The following is a 20,541-nucleotide window of genomic DNA, read 5'->3' on the forward strand; positions in this document are numbered from 1 at the left end:
GCACGGTGATCCGCTGATCACCACGAAGGGCCGGTCCACCGCACTGCGGGGACCGGCCCTTCGGCGTTCCTGGCGGAGGGCTCCGAGGCTCGGTTTCCCTCCGCGTCGTCGGCCCTGACAGAATGCCCGGGTGAGCCCGACGATCCCCATCCCCACAGACTTCACCGGCACTCTGACAGGCCAGGGAGGTGCCGGCCAGGTCCGGCGCTCCGTCCTTCCCGGCGGCGTGCGGGTGCTGACCGAGTCCATGCCGGAGCAGCGCTCGGTGACCATCGGCTTCTGGATCGCCGTGGGCTCCCGGGACGAGTCGCCCGAAGGGTACGGCTCCACCCACTTCCTGGAGCATCTGCTCTTCAAGGGCACCGATCAGCGCAGCGCCATGGACATCGCCACGGCCTTCGACCGGGTGGGCGGGGAGTCCAATGCGGCCACCGCCAAGGAGTCCACCTGCTACCACGCCCACATCCTGGACACGGACCTGCCCATGGCGATCGAGGTCATCACGGACATGGTCACCTCCGCACTGCTGGACGAGACGGAGATGGAGGTCGAGCGCGGAGTCATCCTGGAGGAGCTGGCCATGGCCGCCGACGACCCCTCAGACGTGGCCCATGAGGCGCTGGCGGCGAAGGTGTTGGACGGGCATGCGCTGAGCCGGCCCATCGGCGGCACCCCGGAGACCATCCGTGCCGTCACCCGTGAGCAGGTCCTGGAGCACTACCGCCGCTGGTACCGGCCGGATGAGCTGGTCATCACGGCGGCCGGCGGCCTGGACCATGACGAGGTCTGCCGTCTGGTCCTGGAGGCCCTCCAGCGCTCAGGATGGGAGCTTCCCGACGACGCCGCACCGGTGCAGCGGCGCAGTCACCTTCCTGCCCGGGCAGAGGTGCTGGAGGGCGTCCACCACCTGGTCCGACCGGTGGAACAGGCCTCGGTGCTGGTCGGCGGACGCTCGCTGAACAGCATGGATCCGGACCGGTTCGCCCTCTCGGTGATGAACACCGTGTTGGGCGGGGGCATGAGCTCCCGGCTGTTCCAGGAGATCCGGGAGAAGCGTGGACTGGCCTACGCCACCTACTCCTTCTCCGCGGCGCACTCTGATGTGGGCTACTTCGGTCTGTTCGCCGGCTGCACCCCGGACCGGGCCGAGCAGGTGGCCGCCATGATGACCGACGAGCTGGAGCGGATCGCCCAGGACGGGATCACCCCGGAGGAGCTGGACCGGGCGCGGGGTCAGCTCTCCGGCGGCACCGTCCTGGCCTTGGAGGACACCGGTTCCCGGATGGCTCGGCTGGGCCGGGCCGAGCTGGTCACCGGTGAGTTCACCGACCTGGACGGGTCCCTGGCGCGGATCCGTGCCGTCACCTCGGACCAGGTGCGTGACGTGGCCGGCCGGCTCGCCGCATCACGACGCGCCACGGTCATCGTCGGTCCGCAGATGTGACGCGGGTTATGCTGTCGCCCATCCACTCCGCACTGGACCGTAGCGTCCACGCCGCCGGCAGAGGGAAGATCTCCGGCGGCTTCGAGAATGAGGGCATCCATGGACCTGTTCCTGGAGAATCTAGAGAAGACCCTGGGGGACATCGGCTCCTTCGTCTGGGGTCCCTTCCTGCTGATCCCGCTGCTGCTGGGCACCGGCATCTACCTGACCATCCGCCTGGGGTTCCTGCAGCTGATCAAGCTCGGCCCGGCCCTGAAGCTGGGTCTGCTGCGCCGCAGGGACGACACCGCTGAGGGAGACATCTCCCAGTTCCAGGCGCTGACCACCGCCTTGGCCGCCACGGTCGGCGTGGGCAACATCGTGGGCGTGGCCACGGCCATCGGCATCGGTGGACCGGGCGCCCTGTTCTGGATGTGGGTGACCGGCGTGTTCGGCATGGCCTCGAAGTACTCCGAGGCCTATCTGGGCGTGCGGTTCCGCACCACCGACGCCGCCGGCGAGAAGTCCGGCGGTCCGCAGTACTACCTGCAGAAGGGCATCAAGGGGCCGCTGGGCAAGATCCTGGCGCTGACCTTCGCCGTGTTCGCCTTCCTGGCCTCGTTCGGCATCGGCAACATGACCCAGGGCAACGCGATCGCGCTGAACCTGCAGAACTCGTTCAACATCACTCCGTGGATCACCGGCCTGGTGCTGACCGTGTTCACCATGATCGTGCTGGTGGGCGGCATCCGCTCGATCGGCAAGGTCACCGCCGGCTTCGTGCCGATCATGATCGTCCTCTACGTCCTGGGCGCCCTGTACATCCTGCTGGCCAACGTCACCGAGATCCCGGCCGCGCTGGGCCTGATCTTCACCGACGCCTTCACCGGCACGGCGGCGGTGGGCGGCTTCACCGGCTCGGTGCTGATCATCGCCATCCAGTACGGCGTGGCTCGAGGCATCTTCTCCAATGAGTCCGGCATGGGCTCGGCCGCCATCGCCGCAGCGGCCGCCCAGACCACCCACCCGGTGCGTCAGGGCCTGGTCTCGATGACCCAGACCTTCATCGACACCATCATCGTGGTCACCTGCACCGGCCTGGTCATCGTCACCACCGGTGTGTGGCAGCAGGGCAAGGACGCCTCCGCGACGATGACCGGCGAGGCCTTCACCCACGGACTGCCGGGGGAGTGGGGCCACTGGATCGTCACCCTGGGCCTGGTCATGTTCGCCTTCTCCACCATCCTGGGCTGGGCCTACTACGGCGAGCGCAACGTCGAGCGCCTCTTCGGCCGCGGCGGGGTGATGCCCTACCGGGTGATCTTCTCGCTGATCGTCTTCGTGGGGTGCACCGTCCCGCTGGCCGTGGTCTGGAACTTCTCCGACGTGATGAACGGTCTGATGGCCCTGCCGAACCTGCTGGGCCTGATCATCCTCTCCGGGCTGATCGCCCGCGAGACGCGTCATTACCTCAAGCACGATCCGAAGCTGACCGCCACCGAGGCCGAGGTCGAGGAGTTCATGCGCGGTCGTGAGGGCTGGGAGGACTGGAAGTCCGGCAACGTGGTGGGCTCCTCGCTCACGCACACCGGACGCATGTCCGCCGTGCAGGCCGATCAGCAGGCCCAGCACCACCCGAAGCACTCCACGCATGTGGACCGTCATCACGACCATCCCGGCAACCCCTACGACGACTGACCCGGTGACGGTCCCCAGGCCGGGACCGCGCCGCTGAACACGTCAGGTCATGCCCTCCAGGAGAACTATCCTGGAGGGCATGACCTTTTCGGCTGAGACCCCCTCCCGTCCGCGCGTGGCCATCCTCGGAGCCTCCGGGAAGATGGGCCGCCCGGCAGTGGAGGCGGTGGAGAGCGCCGCGGATCTGGAGCTGGTGGCCCAGCTCGGATCCTCCGATCCCCTGGAGACCGTCCTGGAGGCCGGGGCCACCCATGTGCTGGACCTGACCGTCCCGGATGCCTCACCCCACAATGTGGCCTTCGCCGTCGAGCACGGGCTGCACGTCGTCGTCGGGACCTCCGGCTGGAGTGATGACCGGCGCGCCGTGCTGAGCCGGCAGCTGGACTCCCACCCGCAGGTGGGGGTGCTGATCGCCCCGAACTTCTCCGTCGGGTCGGTGCTGGCCAGCGCCTTCGCCGCGCAGGCCGCCCGGTACTTCGAGTCGGTGGAGATCGTGGAGATGCACCACCCGGACAAGGTGGACGCCCCGTCCGGCACGGCGGTGCGCACGGCAGGACTGATCGCCGACTCCCGAGCGCAGGCCGGTCTCGGGTCCTCCCCGGACGCCACCACGCATGACCCGGACGGCGCGCGCGGAGCGCTGGTGGACGGTGTGCGGGTGCACGCGGTGCGGCTGCGCGGACTGGTGGCCCATCAGGAGGTCATGCTCGGCGGTCCCGGTGAGCAGCTGGTCATCCGCCACGACGCCTTCGACCGCGGGGCCTACATGCCCGGTGTGCTGCTGGGCCTGCGCACGGTGGCCTCACGCCCCGGACTGACCTATGGGCTCGACGGCTACCTGGACCTGGGCTGAGGGAGGACGAGATGAAGACCAAACTCTGGGTGGCCGGGGTGATCGCCCTGATGCTGCTGTTCAGCGTGGTGGCCGTCCTCTCCGCGATCAGCTTCATCCAGGCGCCCCAGCCGGTGGCCAAGGCCCTGGGCGTGGCGGTGCTCATGGTCGTGGCGGTGGGACTGTGGACCCTCTACCGCGAGATCCGATTCGGGATCTCCATGGAGCGGATGGGCCGCACCCTGGAGTCCGAGGGCGCACTGCCTGCCGATGACCTGCCGCGCTCGCCGGGCGGGCGAGTGGACCGGGCAGCGGCCGATGCCCAGTTCGAGATCTACCGCACCGAGGCCGAGGCCGCACCGCAGGACTGGCGGTCCTGGTACCGCCTGGCCCTGGCCTACGACGCCTCCGGAGACCGCACCCGCGCCCGGGGCACCATGCGCCGCGCCGCCGGGATGTTCCACGGCTGAGCCGAGCTGAGCCGCCCCGATTGGTCTGACCTACGGGCGCGGGCCGGCCAGTGTCCCGGCCACCCGGCCCATGCCCCACTCCAGAGGCCCACGGCGGCCGAACCCTCGGACCAGTGCGCCGATCACCAGGCACGCCGTCCAGTAGACGATCGTCAGGGAGACCCGAGGCCAATCGAAGGTGGGCTCCTCGAAGAGGTCCAGGGCGATCAGATGGCCCACGTACAGGGTCAGCGGCAGGGCACCGGCACCGGCCAGCGGCAGGACCACCCAGCTCAGCACACCGCCCGGCATCGCATCCAGGGCCCGCACCACCACCAGGCACACCCCCAGCACCAGGGCGGAGGTGCCGCACGTGAGCAGCAGATCCAACGGCGTGCCGGTGTGCGGCGCGGCGAGCATGAACCACAGCGGCTCGCCCTGGACCGCCTCGGCGGACAGATGGGATCCGGTCAGCAGCTGGGCGTCGAGCTGGTCCTCGGCCACTCCGGTCCGCTCGGCCAGCTCGGCACGCACGCCCTCCTGGGCCAGCAGCATCCAGGAGAGTCCGAACGCGCCGGCGGCCACCACCGCACCGCCGACCGCCAGGGCCAGTCCGGTCGCCCATCGGCCCAGGGGCAGGCGCCCCAGGCTCAGGCCGAACAGCACGTATCCCACCCACTGCAGCACCGGGTAGTACCCGGTCAGCAGCACGTCCCAGACCAGCAGGGCCGGCTGGGAGAGGAGATCGGTGAAGGTCGGATTGGACCACAGTCGCCAGCCCTGTGTGTACTCCTCTGCCCCCACGGCCGAGCGCATTCCCACCGCGATCAGCCCGGCCAGCACGGGGGAGAGCAGCACCCAGCCCACGGTCCAGCCGGCCAGCGCCCGCACGCCCAGGCCGAGGAACGGCAGGGCGCACAGGAACAGCAGGGCGTAGTGGACCAGGATGACGGCCACGTTCATCTCCAGCAGGCCACAGGCCATCCCGACGACGGCCAGCAGGACCGCGCGCACGGCCACATAGCGCCGGTCCCAGGCCAGGCGAGGGCCCCGGTGCGGACGCCCGGCCCGCTCGGGCGCACCGCGCGCGGAACTCATCAGCGCCAGTCCGACGCCGGCGACCACGGCGAACAGCGCTGAGGACTTCCCGGCGAAGAGCAGCCCCACCCAGGTGGGCTCCACCGAGAATCCCCCCGACGTCTCGGAGACCCGCGTCAGCGCCATGATGTGCGTGGCGATCATCCCCAGCAGGGCGATCCCCCGGGCGGCGTCGACACCCCGCAGCCGGGTCCCGCGCAGGGCCCGCGCTGCACCGGTGGAGGAGGTGCGGGGGCGGGCGGCGGCAGGTGTCATGGCTCCACGGTAGTGGGCGCCCCGCGTGTAACGTATTCGGTATGTCTGCACCCTCTTCGTCCTCGGCATCGGCTCGCTCGGAGCACACCTTCGGCACCGTGGTCCCGGCCATGGTCACCCCCTTCACCCAGGAGGGCGCACTGGACCTGGACACCGCGCAGGCGCTGGCCGCCCACCTGGTGGACCAGGGCGCTGACGGACTGGTCGTCACCGGCACCACCGGTGAGACCTCCACCCTGACCGACGAGGAGAACGTGCAGATGTTCCGCGCGGTCGTCGAGGCCGTGGGGGACCGGGCCCAGGTCATCGCGGGCACCGGCACCAATGACACCGCGCACTCGGTGCACCTCTCCCGGCAGGCCCAGCAGGCCGGTGTGGACGGACTGCTGCTGGTCACCCCGTACTACAACAAGCCCTCCCAGGAGGGCATCCGGCGTCACTTCGAGACCATCGCCTCGTCCACGGACCTGCCCGTGATGCTCTACGACATCCCGGGCCGCTCTGTGATGCCCATCCACCCGCAGACCCTGATCGCCCTGGCCGAGCACCCGAACATCCAGGGACTGAAGGACGCCAAGGCCGACTTCGACTCCACCACACGGGTGCTGGCCCAGACCGACCTGGCGGTGTACTCCGGGGACGACGGACTGACCCTGCCCCTGATGTCGCTCGGCGCCGTCGGTGTGGTCTCGGTGAGCGCCCACGTGGCCCCGGGGCTGTATCGCGAGCTCGTGGACGCGGCCCTGGCCGGAGACCTGGCCACCGCCCGGGAGAAGCACTTTGCCCTGGATCCGATCCAACGTGCTGTGATGGGCCACATCCAGGGCGCCGTCTCGGCCAAGACCGTCCTGCACTGGCAGGGGATCCTGCCCACCTCCACAGTGCGCCTGCCGCTGACGGCGGCCACCACCGAGGAGGAGAACCTGATCAAGGCCGACCTGGCGGAGGCCGGCATCACCTTCTGACCGCACTCCAGAAAGGGGACACCGCCCATGTCCTCAGGCACAGGCCTGTCCACCCCTCCGGCGCTGCAGCCGGGGACCTGCCGGATCGTCCCGCTGGGCGGGATCGGCGAGGTCGGCCGGAATATGACCACGTTCGAGATCGACGGGAAGATCCTGATCGTCGACTGTGGCGTGCTCTTCCCGGAGGAGCACCAGCCCGGCGTGGACCTGATCCTGCCGGACCTGGACTACATCCGCGACCGGCTCGAGGACATCGTCGGGATCGTGCTGACCCACGGTCACGAGGACCACATCGGGGCCGTGCCCTACCTGCTGCGCCTGAAGCCGGACATCCCGCTGATCGGCTCCACCCTGACCCTGGCGCTGATCGAGGCCAAGCTGGAGGAGCACCGGATCCGCCCGCTCACCCTCGCGGTGAAAGAGGGGGACACCGAACGGCTGGGACCGTTCGAGTGCGAGTTCGTGGCCGTCAACCACTCCATTCCGGACGCCCTGGCCGTGGCCATCCGCACCGAGGCCGGAACCATCCTGCACACGGGCGACTTCAAGATGGACCAGCTGCCCCTCGACGGTCGCATCACCGACCTGCGTGCCTTCGCCCGGCTGGGCGAGGAGGGCGTGGACCTGTTCCTCACCGACTCCACCAACGCCGAGGTCCCCGGGTTCACCACCACGGAGAAGGAGATCGGCCCGGTCCTGGAGGGCTTCTTCGCCCGGGCCCAGCGGCGGATCATCGTGGCCTCCTTCTCCTCCCACATCCACCGGGTGCAGCAGGTGCTGGACGCCGCTCGGATGCACGGCCGCAAGGTCTGCTTCGTGGGCCGGTCCATGGTGCGCAACATGGGGATCGCCGCCCGGCTGGGCTACCTGGACGTGCCCGAGGGCATCCTGGTGGACCTGAAGCAGGTGGACCAGCTGCCGGACGACCAGGTGGTGCTGATGTCCACCGGCTCCCAGGGCGAGCCGATGGCCGCCTTGGCCCGGATGGCCAACGGCGACCACCGGATCCAGATCGCCCCCGGGGACCTGGTGGTGCTGGCCTCCTCCCTGATCCCGGGCAACGAGAACTCCGTCTTCCGCGTGATCAACGGCCTGATGAAGCTCGGGGCTGATGTGGTGCACAAGGGCATGGCCAAGGTGCACGTCTCCGGGCACGCCTCCCAGGGCGAACTGCTCTACTGCTACAACATCGTCCGGCCCGTGCAGGTCATGCCGGTCCACGGCGAGACCCGGCACCTGATCGCCAACGGACGCATCGCCGAGTCCACCGGGATCCCCACGGAGAACGTGCTGCTGACCGAGAACGGCTCCGTGGTGGACCTCACGGCCGGCCGCGCGCGCGTGGTCGGCGAGGTCGAGTGCGGCTACGTCTACGTGGACGGCTCCTCGGTCGGCGCCATCACCGACTCGGATCTGAAGGACCGCCGGATCCTGGGGGAGGAGGGCTTCATCTCGGTGATCACCGTGGTGAACCGCCAGACCGGGACCATCGTCTCCGGCCCGGACATCCACGCCCGCGGGGTGGCTGAGGACGACTCCGTGTTCGAGGACGTCAAGCCCAAGATCGCCCGGGCCCTGGAGGAGGCGGTGCAGGCCAATGCCGAGCACACCACGCACCAGCTCCAACAGGTGGTGCGCCGCACCATCGGCACCTGGGTCAACCGGAAGCTGCGCCGCCGTCCGATGATCGTCCCGGTGGTGCTGGAGGCCTGAGCCCCGCAGCGCGGGGACCGTGAGATCGGCCTCTCTGGCCAGGGCGGTCCTGTGTTGCTCCGGGGGATCGACGCCACGCCGCGATACGGTACCTAGCATGGCGACCCGTACTTCCCCCGCGCGCCAGAGCGAGTCGAAGCCCACCCGTGCCTCGAAGAGCTCCTCGGCGCAGGGCGCCCGCAGCTCCCGGTCCTCCAGCAGCACGCCGCGCACGCGGCGGCAGGAGACCGTGGAGCCAGAGGCGCCTCAACAGCCCTTCCTGGTCCGCGCCCTGCGCGCGTTCTGGATGACCTTCGCAACCCCGGTCGGCGCTGGTGTGCGCAAGATCGGCCGCGATGTCCGGATCGCCCCGGAGGACCGACGCGACGGCACCGGTCTGCTGCTGGTGGTCCTGGCCCTGGTGATCGGCTCGGTGGAGTGGTGGGGCCTGCGCGGCACCCCCGGCTACGGCACCGTGGTCCACCACATCGGTGCTGGCACCCTTGGCTGGGCCGCGCTGATCCTGCCGGTCGTGCTGCTGATCGGCGCGGTCCGCTGCTTCCGTCATGCCCCGGAGCATCGGGACAACGGGCGGATCTCGATCGGCCTGGTCGTGCTGACCGTGGCCGTGGCCGGCATCGCCCACCTGGCCGCGGGCGTGCCCAGTGTGAACGAGTCCTTCCAGAGCATGCTCGCCAGCGGAGGCATGGTGGGCTACCTGGCCACCAGCCCGCTGGCCACCCTGGTCACTCCGTGGCCGGTCTGGGCCCTGATGATCGCCCTGGCCTTCTTCTCCGTGCTGATCATCACCGCCACCCCCGTCACCCAGATCGGCTCCCGCCTGCGCGGGGCCTACGCGTGGCTGATGGGACAGGACTACGACGACGACGCCCACCGCGAGCGCAAGGCGGCGAGGAAGCAGGGGGCCGGCTCGCAGGACGCGGACGGCTCCCGGGCGGACCGGGATGGACAGGACCCACACGACCAGTCCTACCTCGACGACGAGAAGGGCGCCCGGGCCAGCACGGGTTCCCGGGGCTCCGGCTCCTCCACCCCCCAGCGCCGGAAGCGCAAGGGTCTGTTCGGCCTGGGCGGAGCCGCCGAGGACGCTCCCCAGGACGCCTCCGTCCGGTCGGACGGCCAGCACGGCGAGCACAGTGACGCCTACGAGACCGCGGTGATCGACGAGACCGACCACGCCGGGCAGGACCGGCACGGCTCGGCCACCGAGGCCATCCCGAACCTCTCCTCCGGACGCGGCTCCTCCGCGGCCGAGCAGCGTGAGGACGATGCCGAGCACGCCGCGCCTGCCGCTCCGGCGGTGCCGGCCGGCGTGCGCCGCCCCACCGCCTCGGAACTGGCGATCGCCCGGGCCAAGGAGAAGGCGGGGCTGGGCACCCAGGAGGGGGCCGAGGCCGGGAACGACTCCGGCCAGCCCACCGGACCGGAGACCCAGGCGCTGTCCACCGTGCCGGCACCGTCACCTGCGGTGAAGGCCGCTGCGGTCTCCCGCCCGGCCGGGATCCCGCCCATGCCGGCCCGCTCGGAGCAGCTGCATCTGGACGGGGACGTCACCTACACCCTGCCGGATTCGGCTCTGCTGCCGGCCGGTCCTCCGCCCAAGGAGCGCTCTGAGGCCAACGACCAGGTGGTCCAGGCGCTCAGCGAGACCCTGCAGCAGTTCAAGGTGGACGCCGAGGTCACCGGGTTCTCCCGAGGACCCACGGTCACCCGGTACGAGATCGAGCTGGCTCCGGGCACCAAGGTGGAGAAGGTCACCGCCCTGTCCAAGAACATCTCCTATGCGGTGGCGTCCTCGGACGTGCGCATCCTCTCGCCCATCCCGGGCAAGTCCGCGATCGGCATCGAGATCCCGAATGCGGACAAGGAGGTCGTGGCCCTGGGTGATGTGCTGCGCTCCAACGCCGCCCGCAAGACCGATCACCCCATGGTGATGGGCGTGGGCAAGGACGTGGAGGGCGGCTACGTGGTGGCCAACCTGGCCAAGATGCCGCACATGCTGGTGGCCGGCGCCACCGGCGCGGGCAAGTCCAGCTTCGTGAACTCGATGATCACCTCCATCCTGATGCGCTCCACCCCGGACGAGGTGCGCATGGTCATGGTGGACCCCAAGCGCGTGGAGCTCACCGCCTATGAGGGCGTGCCGCACCTGGTCACCCCCATCATCACCAGCCCCAAGAAGGCCGCCGAGGCCCTGCAGTGGGTGGTGCGGGAGATGGACACCCGGTATGACGATCTCGCCGCGTTCGGGTACAAGCATGTGGACGACTTCAACAAGGCCGTCCGGGCCGGCAAGGTCACCCTGCCGCCGGACTCCAAGCGCGTGCTCAAGCCCTACCCGTACCTGCTGGTCATCGTGGACGAGCTGGCCGACCTGATGATGGTGGCCCCGCGGGACGTGGAGGATGCGATCGTGCGCATCACCCAGCTGGCCCGTGCCGCCGGCATCCACCTGGTGCTGGCCACCCAGCGTCCCTCGGTGGACGTGGTGACCGGTCTGATCAAGGCCAACGTGCCCTCGCGCATGGCCTTCGCCACCTCCTCGGTCACCGACTCCCGCGTGGTGCTGGACCAGCCCGGCGCGGAGAAGCTGCTGGGTCAGGGTGACGCCCTGTTCCTGCCCATGGGCAAGTCCAAGCCGATGCGCGTCCAGGGCGCCTGGGTCAACGAGTCCGAGATCCACGCCGTGGTGGAGCATGTGAAGTCCCAGATGACCGCGCAGTACCGCCAGGACGTGGTCCCGGAGAAGACCGAGAAGGTCATCGACGAGGACATCGGGGACGATCTGGACCTGCTGCTGCAGGCCACCGAGCTGGTGGTCACCACCCAGTTCGGCTCCACCTCCATGCTCCAGCGTAAGCTGCGGGTCGGCTTCGCCAAGGCCGGGCGCCTGATGGACCTGATGGAGTCCCGCGGCGTGGTGGGCCCCTCGGAGGGCTCCAAGGCCCGCGACGTCCTGGTCAAGCCGGACGACCTGGCCGGAGTGCTCGCCACCATCAAGGGAGAGACCCCGCCGGCCGCCGCGCCCAGTGAGGCCGCCCCGGAGGCGTACGAGGAGGATGTGGTCCACCGCGATGCGGACACGCCGGACCCTGCAGGGCACACCGGACAGGCCCAGCACGACGACGGCCGGCCGCCTCGGCCGGTCAGCGCCGGTGGGCATCGGCCCACCGACCAGGAGCTGGTGGCCCAGTCCCTGCCCCGGGACCTGGTGGCCGAGGACCTGGACCGCCGCGCCGCGGCGGCCGGACCGGCCCAGGACTGGTACGACGACGGCTACGGCGATGAGGAAGACGGTGAGGACGCGTGGCAGCTGACCGGCCGGTGAGTCCCGAGCGGGTCTCCAACTGGAACCTGCCCAACATCCTCACCTCGGTGCGGATCCTGCTGGTCCCGCTCTTCGTCTGGTTCCTCTGGGCCGGCGGGACCTTCGGGCAGGACTCCCTGGCCATGCGGTGGGCGGCCTTCGCCGTGTTCGCCGTGGCCATGTACACGGACAAGCTGGACGGGGACATCGCCCGGGCCCGCGGCCTGATCACCGACTTCGGCAAGATCGCCGACCCCATTGCGGACAAGCTGCTCACCGGCTCCGCGCTGGTGGTGCTCTCCCTGCTGAACGAGCTGTGGTGGTGGGTGACCATCGTCATCCTGGTCCGCGAGTGGGGCATCACCCTGATGCGGTTCGTGGTCCTGCGCTACGGCGTCATGCCGGCCTCACGTGGCGGCAAGCTCAAGACCGTGCTGCAGACCCTGGCCCTGGGCCTGCTGCTGATGCCGCTGGGGTCCGTGGTGGGGGACTGGTGGCCGTGGGCCGGCTGGATCGCCATGGGTGCGGCCCTGGTGGTCACTGTGGTGACCGGACTGGACTACGTCCGTCAGGCCATCGCCCTGCGAGCCACCGCGATGGCCGATCGTGCCCGCTGAGCTGCCGGCCGTCGTCGTGCAGGCCCTGCTGGAGCGGGGACTGACCGTGGCGACCGCTGAATCCCTCACCGCCGGGCTGTTGGCCGCCACGCTGGCCGATGTCCCGGGAGCCTCCGGGACCCTGCAGGGCGGCGTGGTCGCATACCAGAACCACGTCAAGGAGCAGGTGCTCGGCGTGGACGGCGACCTCTTGGCCCGCCGTGGGGCAGTGGACGGGGGCGTCGCGGTGCAGATGGCACAGGGCGCCCGCCGAGTGCTCGGTGCCGATGTGGGATTGGCCACCACCGGGGTGGCCGGACCGGAGCCGCACCAGGGGAAGCCTGTGGGCACCGTGCACCTGGGGATCAGCGCGCTGGGGGAGGACCGGTCCCTGCTGCTGCGGCTGGAAGGTGACAGGCCCACCATCCGGAGGGCTACGGTGAAGCTCATGCTCGAACACCTGCAGGACCTGCTCAGCAGGCACATCCCCCCTGCCGACTCCCGTGGCCTCGACCTGTCCGGCGATCACCTCGCCGAAGGTGAGCGCCGATGAGCGGGGAACGTCAGACCATCACCGTCGGGCTGATGGCCGATCCCGGACTGCCCGCCGAGATGGCGCGGAAGGTCAACCGGTCCCTGCCCGATCTGCTGCCCCAACGCGTGGACAGCGAAGTCCACTGGGTGGTGGACGTGGTGGACGAGGCGCTGTCCCTGAACGAGGACGGGGACGTGGACCTGCCCAACCGGGCCCCGGGTCTGCTGCGCTCCCACGGCTGGGACATGGTCCTGTACATCACCGACCTGCCCCGCTTCGAGGACAACGTCCCCGTGGTGGCCGAGGTGGCCCCCGCCCAGCGTGCGGCTGCGCTCTCCCTGCCCACCCTGGGCGTGCTGAACCTGAAGAAGCGGGTCACCGAGACCCTGGCGCGGATGGTCGGACATCTGCACGCCGGACAGATCGCCACCACCGGCGCCATCCCCACCGTCACCTCGGATCGTGATGACCCGGATGCGCTCAAGGAGCTGACCCCGCTGGAGGGCACCACCTCCGGAACCATCCGGGAGGAGCTGGCCGAGCCGCAGGCCGGCGACACCCACGCCCAGGTCGAGCAGATCTACTCGCCCACCGCGCTGAGCAAGCTGCGGCTGCTGACCGGCATGGTGCTGTCCAACCGACCGGGACGGCTCCCGCTGGCCATGACCAAGTCCGGTGCGGCAGCGGCTGCCGCAGGTGCCTACGGTGTCTTCTACGGGTCCATCTGGGTGCTCTCGGACGTGATCGTGCTGCCGCGGCAGATCTTCGTGACCGTGCTGGCCATCGCCCTGATGACCGCCTGGCTGATCGCCACCAACGGCCTCTGGACCCGGGCCAAGAAGCGTGAGGGCGGGCGGCGCTGGGCCGCCATGGACAACACCGCCACCGTGGTCACCGTGGTGACGGCGGCCGTGATGATGTACGCCACCCTGTTCCTGATGCTCTTCGTGGCAGCCCTGATCCTGATCCCGGAGCACTATCTGGCCGGCGAGCTGGAACACGAGGTCAGCTGGGTGGACTACCTGGACCTGACCTGGCTGGCCACCAGCATGGGGATCATGGCCGGTGCGGTGGGCTCCAGCTTCGACGACGACGACGCCATTCGGGACGCGACCTACTCCCTGCGCGAGTCCGAACGGCGATCCCAGTTCAAGCAGGAGCAGAAGGAAGCCGATGAGCAGGGCAATGAGCCGCCTCCCGTGGACGAGGTCGACCGGCATGGTCGGCGCCTGGGGACGGCCGGAACGGCCGACGGTGAGAACGCCGGACATCTGACCGCGCCGGGGACCTCCCAGACCTCCGAGGGACGGTCCTGAGCCTGGGAATCCGCTGAGAGACTGGTGCGGACCCCCTGGCGGCGGGAACAATGGAGGCAGGAGGCGGGTTGTAAGGAACAGTGGCACAGGAACCTGTCCCACCTCAGCCCGGACCCGGCGGATCGGACACACCGGTCCCGCCGCCCCCAGGATCCATACAGGAGTGCGTAGTAGACATGATGAGGCAACCGGTCACCGTCAACGGCATCACCCGCTGGACGGACGCCGGTCACACAGAACCGACCGCCCCCGCCGAGCCCAAGGAGCACGCCATGCCAGTCCTTCGTCAGGAGATCGGAGACGTGCTGCGTGATGTGCGCCAGCGTCAGGGACGCACCCTGCGCGAGGTCTCGCACAACGCCCGGGTCTCCCTGGGGTACCTCTCCGAGGTCGAACGCGGTCAGAAGGAGGCCTCCTCGGAGCTGCTCTCCTCCATCTGCTCGGCGCTGAACGTGCCGCTGTCGCTGATGCTGCGCGAGGTCTCGGACCGCATCGCCCTGCAGGAGGGCGTGCACATCCCGGACACCGTGCCCGCCGAGATGGCCGACGCCTTCGGCCACGGCTCCTTCGAGCTGCAGGACGGGATGGATCAGCTGGCCGGCAGCCACTGACCCGGATCGCCTCCGCGACCCACCGACTCCACGGCCCTCGCACCCCTGGTGCGGGGGCCGTCGTCGTTCGCCGCCGAGATCGGCGAGTGGCCTGGACCGATGAGAGGATGGATGCCGATGAAGCACAGTGACTTCCGACGCATGATGGAGGACGAGTTCGGCTCGGCCAACGCTGCCGTGATCGCCTCCACCCTGGTGCTGCCGACCCTGGACCAGACCGCTGACGCCGCCCTGGCGTCAGGACGACGGCCCCGCGAGGTGTGGCTGGATGTCTGCCGCCTGCAGGGGGTGCCCCCCGAGCGCCAGCTGGGCGTGGACCGGCCCGTGCGTGACACCGGCGTGGAATGACGACACGCCTCCGTACCTGTTCGAAAGCATGTTCGAAGATCGGTAGAGTGCTCAGCGATGGCCTCGATCCACGGAGCCTCCCGGTCGGCTCCTGCACAGGTGTCCGTGCCGCCGAGGTTCTCCCCAGCGCTGCGGCCCGCAGAGCCGGTCGACGCTAACGTGTCCGAGCGCCCCAGTAGATTCATCACCAGCACCGGGAGAACATCTCCCGGACTGTCCTTCCCATCGAGCAACACGAGCAACACGAGGTGAACCATGGCGACAGCCACTGATCGCGAGAAGGCTCTCGAGGCCGCCCTGGCCCAGATCGACAAGCAGTACGGCAAGGGATCGGTGATGCGTCTGGGTGATGACGCGCGAGCCCCCATCGAGACCATCTCCTCCGGCTCGGTCGGACTGGACGTGGCCCTGGGCATCGGCGGATTCCCCCGCGGCCGTGTCGTGGAGATCTACGGTCCGGAGTCCTCCGGCAAGACCACCGTGGCCCTGCATGCGGTCGCCAATGCCCAGCGCAACGGCGGCATCGCCGCGTTCATCGACGCTGAGCACGCCCTGGACCCGGAGTACGCCAAGAAGCTGGGCGTGGACACCGATGCGTTGCTGGTCTCCCAGCCGGACACCGGCGAGCAGGCCCTGGAGATCATGGACATGCTGGTGGGCTCGGGCTCGCTGGACATCATCGTGATCGACTCGGTGGCCGCCCTGGTTCCGCGTGCGGAGATCGAGGGCGAGATGGGTGACAGCCACGTCGGTCTGCAGGCCCGCCTGATGTCCCAGGCCCTGCGCAAGGTCACCGGTCGGCTGGCCCAGACCAAGACCACCGCCATCTTCATCAACCAGCTGCGCGAGAAGATCGGCGTGTTCTTCGGCAGCCCGGAGACCACCACCGGCGGCAAGGCCCTGAAGTTCTACGCCTCCGTGCGCGTGGACGTCCGCCGGATCGAGACGCTCAAGGAGGCCGGCAACCCCGTCGGCAACCGCACCCGCGCCAAGATCGTCAAGAACAAGATGGCCCCGCCCTTCAAGCAGGCCGAGTTCGACATCCTCTACGGGGAGGGCATCTCCCGTGAGGGCAGCCTGATCGACATGGGCGTGGAAGAGGGGATCGTCAAGAAGTCCGGTGCCTGGTTCACCTATGACGGCGATCAGCTGGGGCAGGGCAAGGAGAACGCCCGGCGATTCCTCAAGGACAACCCGGACCTGGCCTTCGAGATCGAGCGGCGGATCCTGGAGAAGCTGGGCATCGGCGTCAAGGCCGAGGACGCAGAGGGGGAGCCCACCCTGCGCGCTGTGCCCGGCAACGCCACAGCCTGATGCGCTCCCGGGGGAGGGGGACCTCGGATCCCGAGGTCCCCGAGCACCTGGCGGAGGACCCCGAGCCGGATGCGGAGGAGGTGGCGCGGGCGATCGTCCTGCGTCAGCTCACCGCCTCGCCCAAGTCTCGCCGCCAGCTCGAGGAGAAGCTGGCCGCGCGCAACGTCCCGGACGAGGTGGCCGCCTCCGTGCTGGACCGGTTCGAAGAGGTCCAGCTGGTGGACGACGCCGCCTTCGCCCAGATGTGGGTCCGTTCCCGCCAGCGCAGTCGTGGACTGGCCCGGGGCGCCCTGCGCCGTGAACTGCAGCAGAAGGGGATCACCGGCGACCAGGCCGAGGAGGCGCTGGACGAGGTCTCCGAGGACCAGGAGCGTCAGGCCGCCCTGGAGCTGATCCACAAGAAGCTGCGGGGGCGCACCGTCCCGGCCGGCTCCTCATCTCAGGACCGCGCTGACCGGGACAAGCAGGTGCGCCGACTGGCGGGCATGCTGGCCCGCAAGGGATACGCCCCGGGCATGGCCCTGGGGCTGGTGCGCGAGGTCCTGGACGCGCAGGGTGAGGACGACACCGACCTGGTGGCCCGGGGCGATCTCTGATCTCGCCTCCCCGGTGGCCCCGGCGCACGGCCACTAGAATGGTCCGGTGACTCTCACCGCCGATCCCCGTGCCGAACGCACCTATCTGGTGCGCACCTTCGGCTGCCAGATGAACGTCCATGACTCCGAACGCATCTCCGGACTGCTCGAGTCCTCAGGGTATGCACCCGCCGGGGAGGGCGTGGAACCGGACCTGGTGGTGTTCAACACCTGCGCGGTCCGAGAGAACGCCGACAACCGTCTCTACGGCAACCTGGGCAATCTGCGTTCGGTCAAGGACAACCACCCCGGCATGCAGATCGCCGTGGGCGGTTGCCTGGCTCAGAAGGACCAGCAGACGATCATCTCCAAGGCCCCCTGGGTGGATGTGGTCTTCGGCACCCACAACATCGGGTCCCTGCCGGCTCTGTTGGAACGCTCCCGCCACAACCAGCAGGCCGAGCTGGAGATCCTCGAGGCGCTGGAGGTCTTCCCCTCCACGCTGCCCACCAAGCGCGACTCGACCTACTCCGGGTGGGTCTCCATCTCCGTGGGCTGCAACAACACCTGCACGTTCTGCATCGTCCCCTCCCTGCGCGGCAAGGAGAAGGACCGTCGTCCCGGGGAGATCCTGGCCGAGGTCCAGGCCCTGGTGGACGGCGGTGCTGTGGAGGTCACCCTGCTCGGTCAGAACGTGAACACCTACGGAGTGGAGTTCGGAGACCGGGGAGCCTTCGCCAAGCTGCTGCGCGCCTGCGGGCAGATCGAGGGGCTGGAGCGCGTCCGGTTCACCAGTCCGCACCCGGCCTCTTTCACCGAGGACGTCATCGAGGCCATGGCGGAGACCCCCAACGTGATGCCCCAGCTGCACATGCCGCTGCAGTCCGGATCGGACCGGATCCTCAAGGACATGCGCCGCTCCTACCGTTCGGCCAAGTTCCTGCGCATCCTGGACTCGGTGCGTGAGCGGATGCCGCACGCGGCCATCACCACCGACATCATCGTCGGCTTCCCGGGAGAGACCGAGAAGGACTTCCAGGACACCCTGGACGTGGTGGAGGCCTCGCGCTTCTCCTCAGCCTTCACCTTCCAGTACTCCATCCGACCGGGCACTCCGGCCGGAGAGATGCAGAACCAGGTGCCCAAGGCGATCGTGCAGGAGCGCTTCGAGCGTCTGACCGCCCTGCAGGACCGGATCAGCGCCGAAGAGACCCAGAAGCTGGTCGGCACCTGCCAGGAGCTGCTGGTCACCGCCCACGCCGGTACGAAGGGCGCCGAGACCGGCCGGCTCTCCGGCCGGGCGCCGGACAACCGCCTGGTGCACTTCTCGGTGCCCGCCGGCGCAGAGCAGCCCCGTCCCGGGGACTTCGTGACCGTGGCCATCACCGAGGCCCACCCGTACCATCTGGTGGCCGACCCGGAGCTGGACCCCACCGGCACCGGGTACACGCTGCGACGCTCCCGCGCCGGAGACGCCTGGGATCGGGCCCAGGCCGACTCCTGCGGTGTCCCCACTGCTGGCACCGCCCCGGGCGGAGCGACCCTGCTCGGCATGCCCACCCTGCGCCCGCGCAGCTGACGCCCCCCATGCGGCAGAGGTCTGCGTCAGCACTGCCCGTCGTCGCCCTGGTGGGCCCGACGGCGTCCGGCAAGACGGCCTTGGGCGTCGCCGTGGCCCAGCGGCTGAGGGGTGAGGTGGTCAATGCCGACGCGCTGCAGTTCTACCGTGGCATGGACATCGGCACGGCCAAGGCCAGCGAGGACGAGCGCGGGGGAGTTCCGCACCATCTGCTGGACGTGCTGGAGATCGACCAGGCCGCCTCGGTGGCGGACTTCCAGGGGTGGGCTCGGGAGGCCCTCGCCCAGATCCGCGCGCGCGGACACCTCCCCGTGCTGGCCGGCGGTTCAGGACTGTACGTCCGCGCGGCCGTGGACACTCTGGAGTTCCCGCCCACCGACCCGCAGGTCCGAGAGGAGCTGGAGACCCGCGCCCAGCAGGAGGGGACCGCTGCCCTGCGGGCGGAACTGGCCGTCGTCGACCCGGCGTCTGCGGAGCGGGTGGGTGATGACCGCCGGGTCATCCGGGCGCTGGAGGTCCACCGGATCACCGGCCGTCCGTTCTCCTCCTTCATGCCCGAACGCAGGTATCACCATGACGTGGGCCCCGTGGTGCAGATCGGGCTGCGCATCCCGCGCGAGGTGCTGCACGAGCGCATCCAGCGTCGCGTGGAGCTGATGGTGGAGCGCGGACTGCTGGAGGAGGTCCGCGCACTGGACGCCCGTGGGCTGCGAGAGGGGCCGACGGCCGCGCGGGCGATCGGGTACCAGCAGATGCTGGACGTGCTGGACGGCCGGTGCACCCTGAGGCAGGCGGTCGAGGAGACCGTGGTGGCCACGCGTCGGTTCGCCCGGCGGCAGGAGACCTGGTTCCGGGCCGATCCGCGGGTTCTCTGGCTGGACTGGGACGCCCCAGACCTGGTGGACCAGGCCGTGGCCGTGGTGCACGCCGCGGCGGAGGAGCGGGCTTCCGGCACACCTAGACTGGAGCCATGACCTCTCCTCACCTGGATTCCGAGCGCCAGAGCGCCGCCCAGCAGCAGCTCTCCGGGCTGCGCTTCACCAAGGGCCACGGCACCGGCAACGACTTCGTGCTCGTGGAGGACCAGCGAGGGGACATCGAGCTGACTCCGGACCATGTGCGCGTGCTGACCGACCGCCACCTGGGGATCGGCGGCGACGGCCTGATCCGGGTGGTGCGCTCCCAGGAGCTGCTGGAAGGGCGCGATCTGCTCGAGACCGCCCCTGACGCCGAATGGTTCATGGACTACCGCAATGGGGACGGGTCCATCGCGGAGATGTGTGGCAACGGGGTGCGGGTGTTCGTGCACTACCTGGCCCAACGTGGGCTGGTGCAGCTGGCCGAGGGCGGAGCAGTCACCATCGGCACGCGTGCCGGTGCTCGCACGGTGCGGCGAACGGCCCACGGCTATGCGATCGACATGGGTCCCTGGTCCTACATCGACGAGGAGCTCGCCCTGGAGCGCGCGGCTGACTCCCTGGTGCTGGCCGCCGGTCTGCAGGATCCACGTCCGGCGCTGAGCATCTCCATGGGCAACCCGCACACCGTGGTGGCTCTGGCCGAGGACATGGAACTGGACGGGCTGGATCTGCACCAGGTGCCCAACGTGGATCCGGCACCGCCGCACGGGACGAACGTGGAGTTCGTGGTGCCCGCCGAACCCCTGGTGCAGGACGGAGTGGGCCGGTTGCGGATGCGGGTCCACGAGCGGGGCGTGGGGGAGACCCAGTCCTGCGGGACCGGTGCGTGCGCGGCTGCGGCCGCCGTGCGCGCCTGGGCAGGAGACGCCGGCTCGGATCAGTGGATCGTTGATGTTCCCGGTGGCGCGGTGGGCGTGGAGTTCGTGCCCGGCCCGGACGGCGCTGAGCACGTGGTGCTCTCCGGCCCGGCCGAGCTGGTGTTCGACGGCCAGATGCCCTGAGGCGGG

18 protein-coding genes are annotated in these 20,541 nt (G+C 69.8%); 17 read left to right on the top strand and 1 reads right to left on the bottom strand.

What is annotated here, in order from left to right; all coding sequences use genetic code 11:
* Positions 1 to 130: 130 nt before the first annotated feature.
* From ACEXHE_RS00405 to ACEXHE_RS00420, 4 genes are all read left to right on the top strand, one after another.
* Positions 131 to 1,444: a pitrilysin family protein gene (locus ACEXHE_RS00405; RefSeq protein ID WP_091695029.1), complete on the top strand. Its 1,314-nt coding sequence runs from the start codon at positions 131 to 133 to the stop codon at positions 1,442 to 1,444.
* Between the two features lie 99 nt (positions 1,445 to 1,543).
* Positions 1,544 to 3,121, top strand: a complete 1,578-nt coding sequence (locus ACEXHE_RS00410; protein WP_091695026.1) for a sodium:alanine symporter family protein — start codon at positions 1,544 to 1,546, stop codon at positions 3,119 to 3,121.
* A gap of 79 nt (positions 3,122 to 3,200) precedes the next feature.
* Positions 3,201 to 3,974 (top strand): 4-hydroxy-tetrahydrodipicolinate reductase, encoded by a 774-nt coding sequence (gene dapB / locus ACEXHE_RS00415; protein WP_374784338.1) that lies wholly within the window; start codon positions 3,201 to 3,203, stop codon positions 3,972 to 3,974.
* An 11-nt stretch (positions 3,975 to 3,985) separates the two neighbouring features.
* Positions 3,986 to 4,423, top strand: a complete 438-nt coding sequence (locus ACEXHE_RS00420; RefSeq protein ID WP_374784339.1) for a hypothetical protein — start codon at positions 3,986 to 3,988, stop codon at positions 4,421 to 4,423.
* Positions 4,424 to 4,453: 30 nt separating this feature from the next.
* On the opposite strand, the gene ACEXHE_RS00425 is transcribed toward ACEXHE_RS00420, so the two are convergent.
* Positions 4,454 to 5,755 carry a heparan-alpha-glucosaminide N-acetyltransferase domain-containing protein gene (locus ACEXHE_RS00425; RefSeq protein WP_374784340.1) on the bottom strand — a complete coding sequence of 434 codons (1,302 nt, stop codon included), beginning with the start codon at positions 5,753 to 5,755 and terminating at the stop codon, positions 4,454 to 4,456.
* A gap of 41 nt (positions 5,756 to 5,796) precedes the next feature.
* Here ACEXHE_RS00425 and dapA point away from each other — a divergent pair, with 41 nt between their 5' ends.
* The 13 genes from dapA (at position 5,797) to dapF (ending at position 20,535) form a co-directional block, all read left to right on the top strand.
* Positions 5,797 to 6,720 (top strand): 4-hydroxy-tetrahydrodipicolinate synthase, encoded by a 924-nt coding sequence (dapA, locus tag ACEXHE_RS00430; RefSeq protein WP_374784341.1) that lies wholly within the window; start codon positions 5,797 to 5,799, stop codon positions 6,718 to 6,720.
* A 27-nt stretch (positions 6,721 to 6,747) separates the two neighbouring features.
* On the top strand, positions 6,748 to 8,433 hold the full coding sequence (locus ACEXHE_RS00435; RefSeq protein WP_356965771.1) for a ribonuclease J: 1,686 nt from the start codon (positions 6,748 to 6,750) through the stop codon (positions 8,431 to 8,433).
* Between the two features lie 97 nt (positions 8,434 to 8,530).
* Positions 8,531 to 11,761: a DNA translocase FtsK 4TM domain-containing protein gene (locus ACEXHE_RS00440; protein WP_374784342.1), complete on the top strand. Its 3,231-nt coding sequence runs from the start codon at positions 8,531 to 8,533 to the stop codon at positions 11,759 to 11,761.
* Positions 11,740 to 12,357 carry a CDP-alcohol phosphatidyltransferase family protein gene (locus tag ACEXHE_RS00445; protein WP_374784343.1) on the top strand — a complete coding sequence of 206 codons (618 nt, stop codon included), beginning with the start codon at positions 11,740 to 11,742 and terminating at the stop codon, positions 12,355 to 12,357. Before ACEXHE_RS00440 ends, ACEXHE_RS00445 begins: the two co-directional genes overlap by 22 nt.
* A complete protein-coding gene (locus ACEXHE_RS00450; protein ID WP_374784827.1) occupies positions 12,344 to 12,889 on the top strand; it encodes a CinA family protein in 546 nt (181 codons plus the stop codon). Before ACEXHE_RS00445 ends, ACEXHE_RS00450 begins: the two co-directional genes overlap by 14 nt.
* Entirely contained in the window at positions 12,886 to 14,187 is a 1,302-nt protein-coding gene (locus ACEXHE_RS00455; RefSeq protein WP_374784344.1) for a hypothetical protein, read from the top strand. The genes ACEXHE_RS00450 and ACEXHE_RS00455 overlap by 4 nt, the downstream gene beginning before the upstream one ends.
* Before the next feature lie 176 nt (positions 14,188 to 14,363).
* Complete coding sequence (locus ACEXHE_RS00460; RefSeq protein ID WP_091694993.1) at positions 14,364 to 14,798, top strand: helix-turn-helix domain-containing protein; 435 nt, start codon at positions 14,364 to 14,366, stop codon at positions 14,796 to 14,798.
* 111 nt (positions 14,799 to 14,909) lie between these two features.
* On the top strand, positions 14,910 to 15,146 hold the full coding sequence (locus ACEXHE_RS00465) for a DUF3046 domain-containing protein (RefSeq protein WP_317726660.1): 237 nt from the start codon (positions 14,910 to 14,912) through the stop codon (positions 15,144 to 15,146).
* A gap of 255 nt (positions 15,147 to 15,401) precedes the next feature.
* Positions 15,402 to 16,460: a recombinase RecA gene (gene recA, locus ACEXHE_RS00470; protein ID WP_374784345.1), complete on the top strand. Its 1,059-nt coding sequence runs from the start codon at positions 15,402 to 15,404 to the stop codon at positions 16,458 to 16,460.
* A complete protein-coding gene (locus ACEXHE_RS00475; protein WP_285179469.1) occupies positions 16,460 to 17,056 on the top strand; it encodes a regulatory protein RecX in 597 nt (198 codons plus the stop codon). The genes recA and ACEXHE_RS00475 overlap by 1 nt, the downstream gene beginning before the upstream one ends.
* 46 nt (positions 17,057 to 17,102) lie before the next feature.
* Complete coding sequence (gene miaB, locus ACEXHE_RS00480; RefSeq protein WP_374784346.1) at positions 17,103 to 18,614, top strand: tRNA (N6-isopentenyl adenosine(37)-C2)-methylthiotransferase MiaB; 1,512 nt, start codon at positions 17,103 to 17,105, stop codon at positions 18,612 to 18,614.
* A gap of 8 nt (positions 18,615 to 18,622) precedes the next feature.
* Positions 18,623 to 19,588: a tRNA (adenosine(37)-N6)-dimethylallyltransferase MiaA gene (gene miaA, locus ACEXHE_RS00485; protein ID WP_374784347.1), complete on the top strand. Its 966-nt coding sequence runs from the start codon at positions 18,623 to 18,625 to the stop codon at positions 19,586 to 19,588.
* Positions 19,585 to 20,535, top strand: coding sequence for a diaminopimelate epimerase (gene dapF, locus ACEXHE_RS00490; protein ID WP_374784348.1), 951 nt, complete (start codon positions 19,585 to 19,587; stop codon positions 20,533 to 20,535). The genes miaA and dapF overlap by 4 nt, the downstream gene beginning before the upstream one ends.
* The last annotated feature ends 6 nt before the right edge of the window (positions 20,536 to 20,541 follow it).

The sequence above is a fragment of the Micrococcus sp. IITD107 genome (assembly GCF_041927415.1).
Lineage (GTDB): Bacteria > Actinomycetota > Actinomycetes > Actinomycetales > Micrococcaceae > Citricoccus > Citricoccus terreus.

Bases quoted from the DNA above. Each gene is read 5' to 3' on its own strand.
- ACEXHE_RS00410 (WP_091695026.1), top strand. From the start codon at position 1,544: ATGGACCTGTTCCTGGAGAATCTAGAGAAGACCCTGGGGGACATCGGC.
- dapB (WP_374784338.1), top strand. From the start codon at position 3,201: ATGACCTTTTCGGCTGAGACCCCCTCCCGTCCGCGCGTGGCCATCCTC.
- ACEXHE_RS00420 (WP_374784339.1), top strand. From the start codon at position 3,986: ATGAAGACCAAACTCTGGGTGGCCGGGGTGATCGCCCTGATGCTGCTG.
- ACEXHE_RS00425 (WP_374784340.1), bottom strand. From the start codon at position 5,755: ATGACACCTGCCGCCGCCCGCCCCCGCACCTCCTCCACCGGTGCAGCG.
- dapA (WP_374784341.1), top strand. From the start codon at position 5,797: ATGTCTGCACCCTCTTCGTCCTCGGCATCGGCTCGCTCGGAGCACACC.
- ACEXHE_RS00435 (WP_356965771.1), top strand. From the start codon at position 6,748: ATGTCCTCAGGCACAGGCCTGTCCACCCCTCCGGCGCTGCAGCCGGGG.
- ACEXHE_RS00440 (WP_374784342.1), top strand. From the start codon at position 8,531: ATGGCGACCCGTACTTCCCCCGCGCGCCAGAGCGAGTCGAAGCCCACC.
- ACEXHE_RS00455 (WP_374784344.1), top strand. From the start codon at position 12,886: ATGAGCGGGGAACGTCAGACCATCACCGTCGGGCTGATGGCCGATCCC.
- ACEXHE_RS00460 (WP_091694993.1), top strand. From the start codon at position 14,364: ATGATGAGGCAACCGGTCACCGTCAACGGCATCACCCGCTGGACGGAC.
- ACEXHE_RS00465 (WP_317726660.1), top strand. From the start codon at position 14,910: ATGCCGATGAAGCACAGTGACTTCCGACGCATGATGGAGGACGAGTTC.
- recA (WP_374784345.1), top strand. From the start codon at position 15,402: ATGGCGACAGCCACTGATCGCGAGAAGGCTCTCGAGGCCGCCCTGGCC.
- ACEXHE_RS00475 (WP_285179469.1), top strand. From the start codon at position 16,460: ATGCGCTCCCGGGGGAGGGGGACCTCGGATCCCGAGGTCCCCGAGCAC.
- miaA (WP_374784347.1), top strand. From the start codon at position 18,623: ATGCGGCAGAGGTCTGCGTCAGCACTGCCCGTCGTCGCCCTGGTGGGC.
- dapF (WP_374784348.1), top strand. From the start codon at position 19,585: ATGACCTCTCCTCACCTGGATTCCGAGCGCCAGAGCGCCGCCCAGCAG.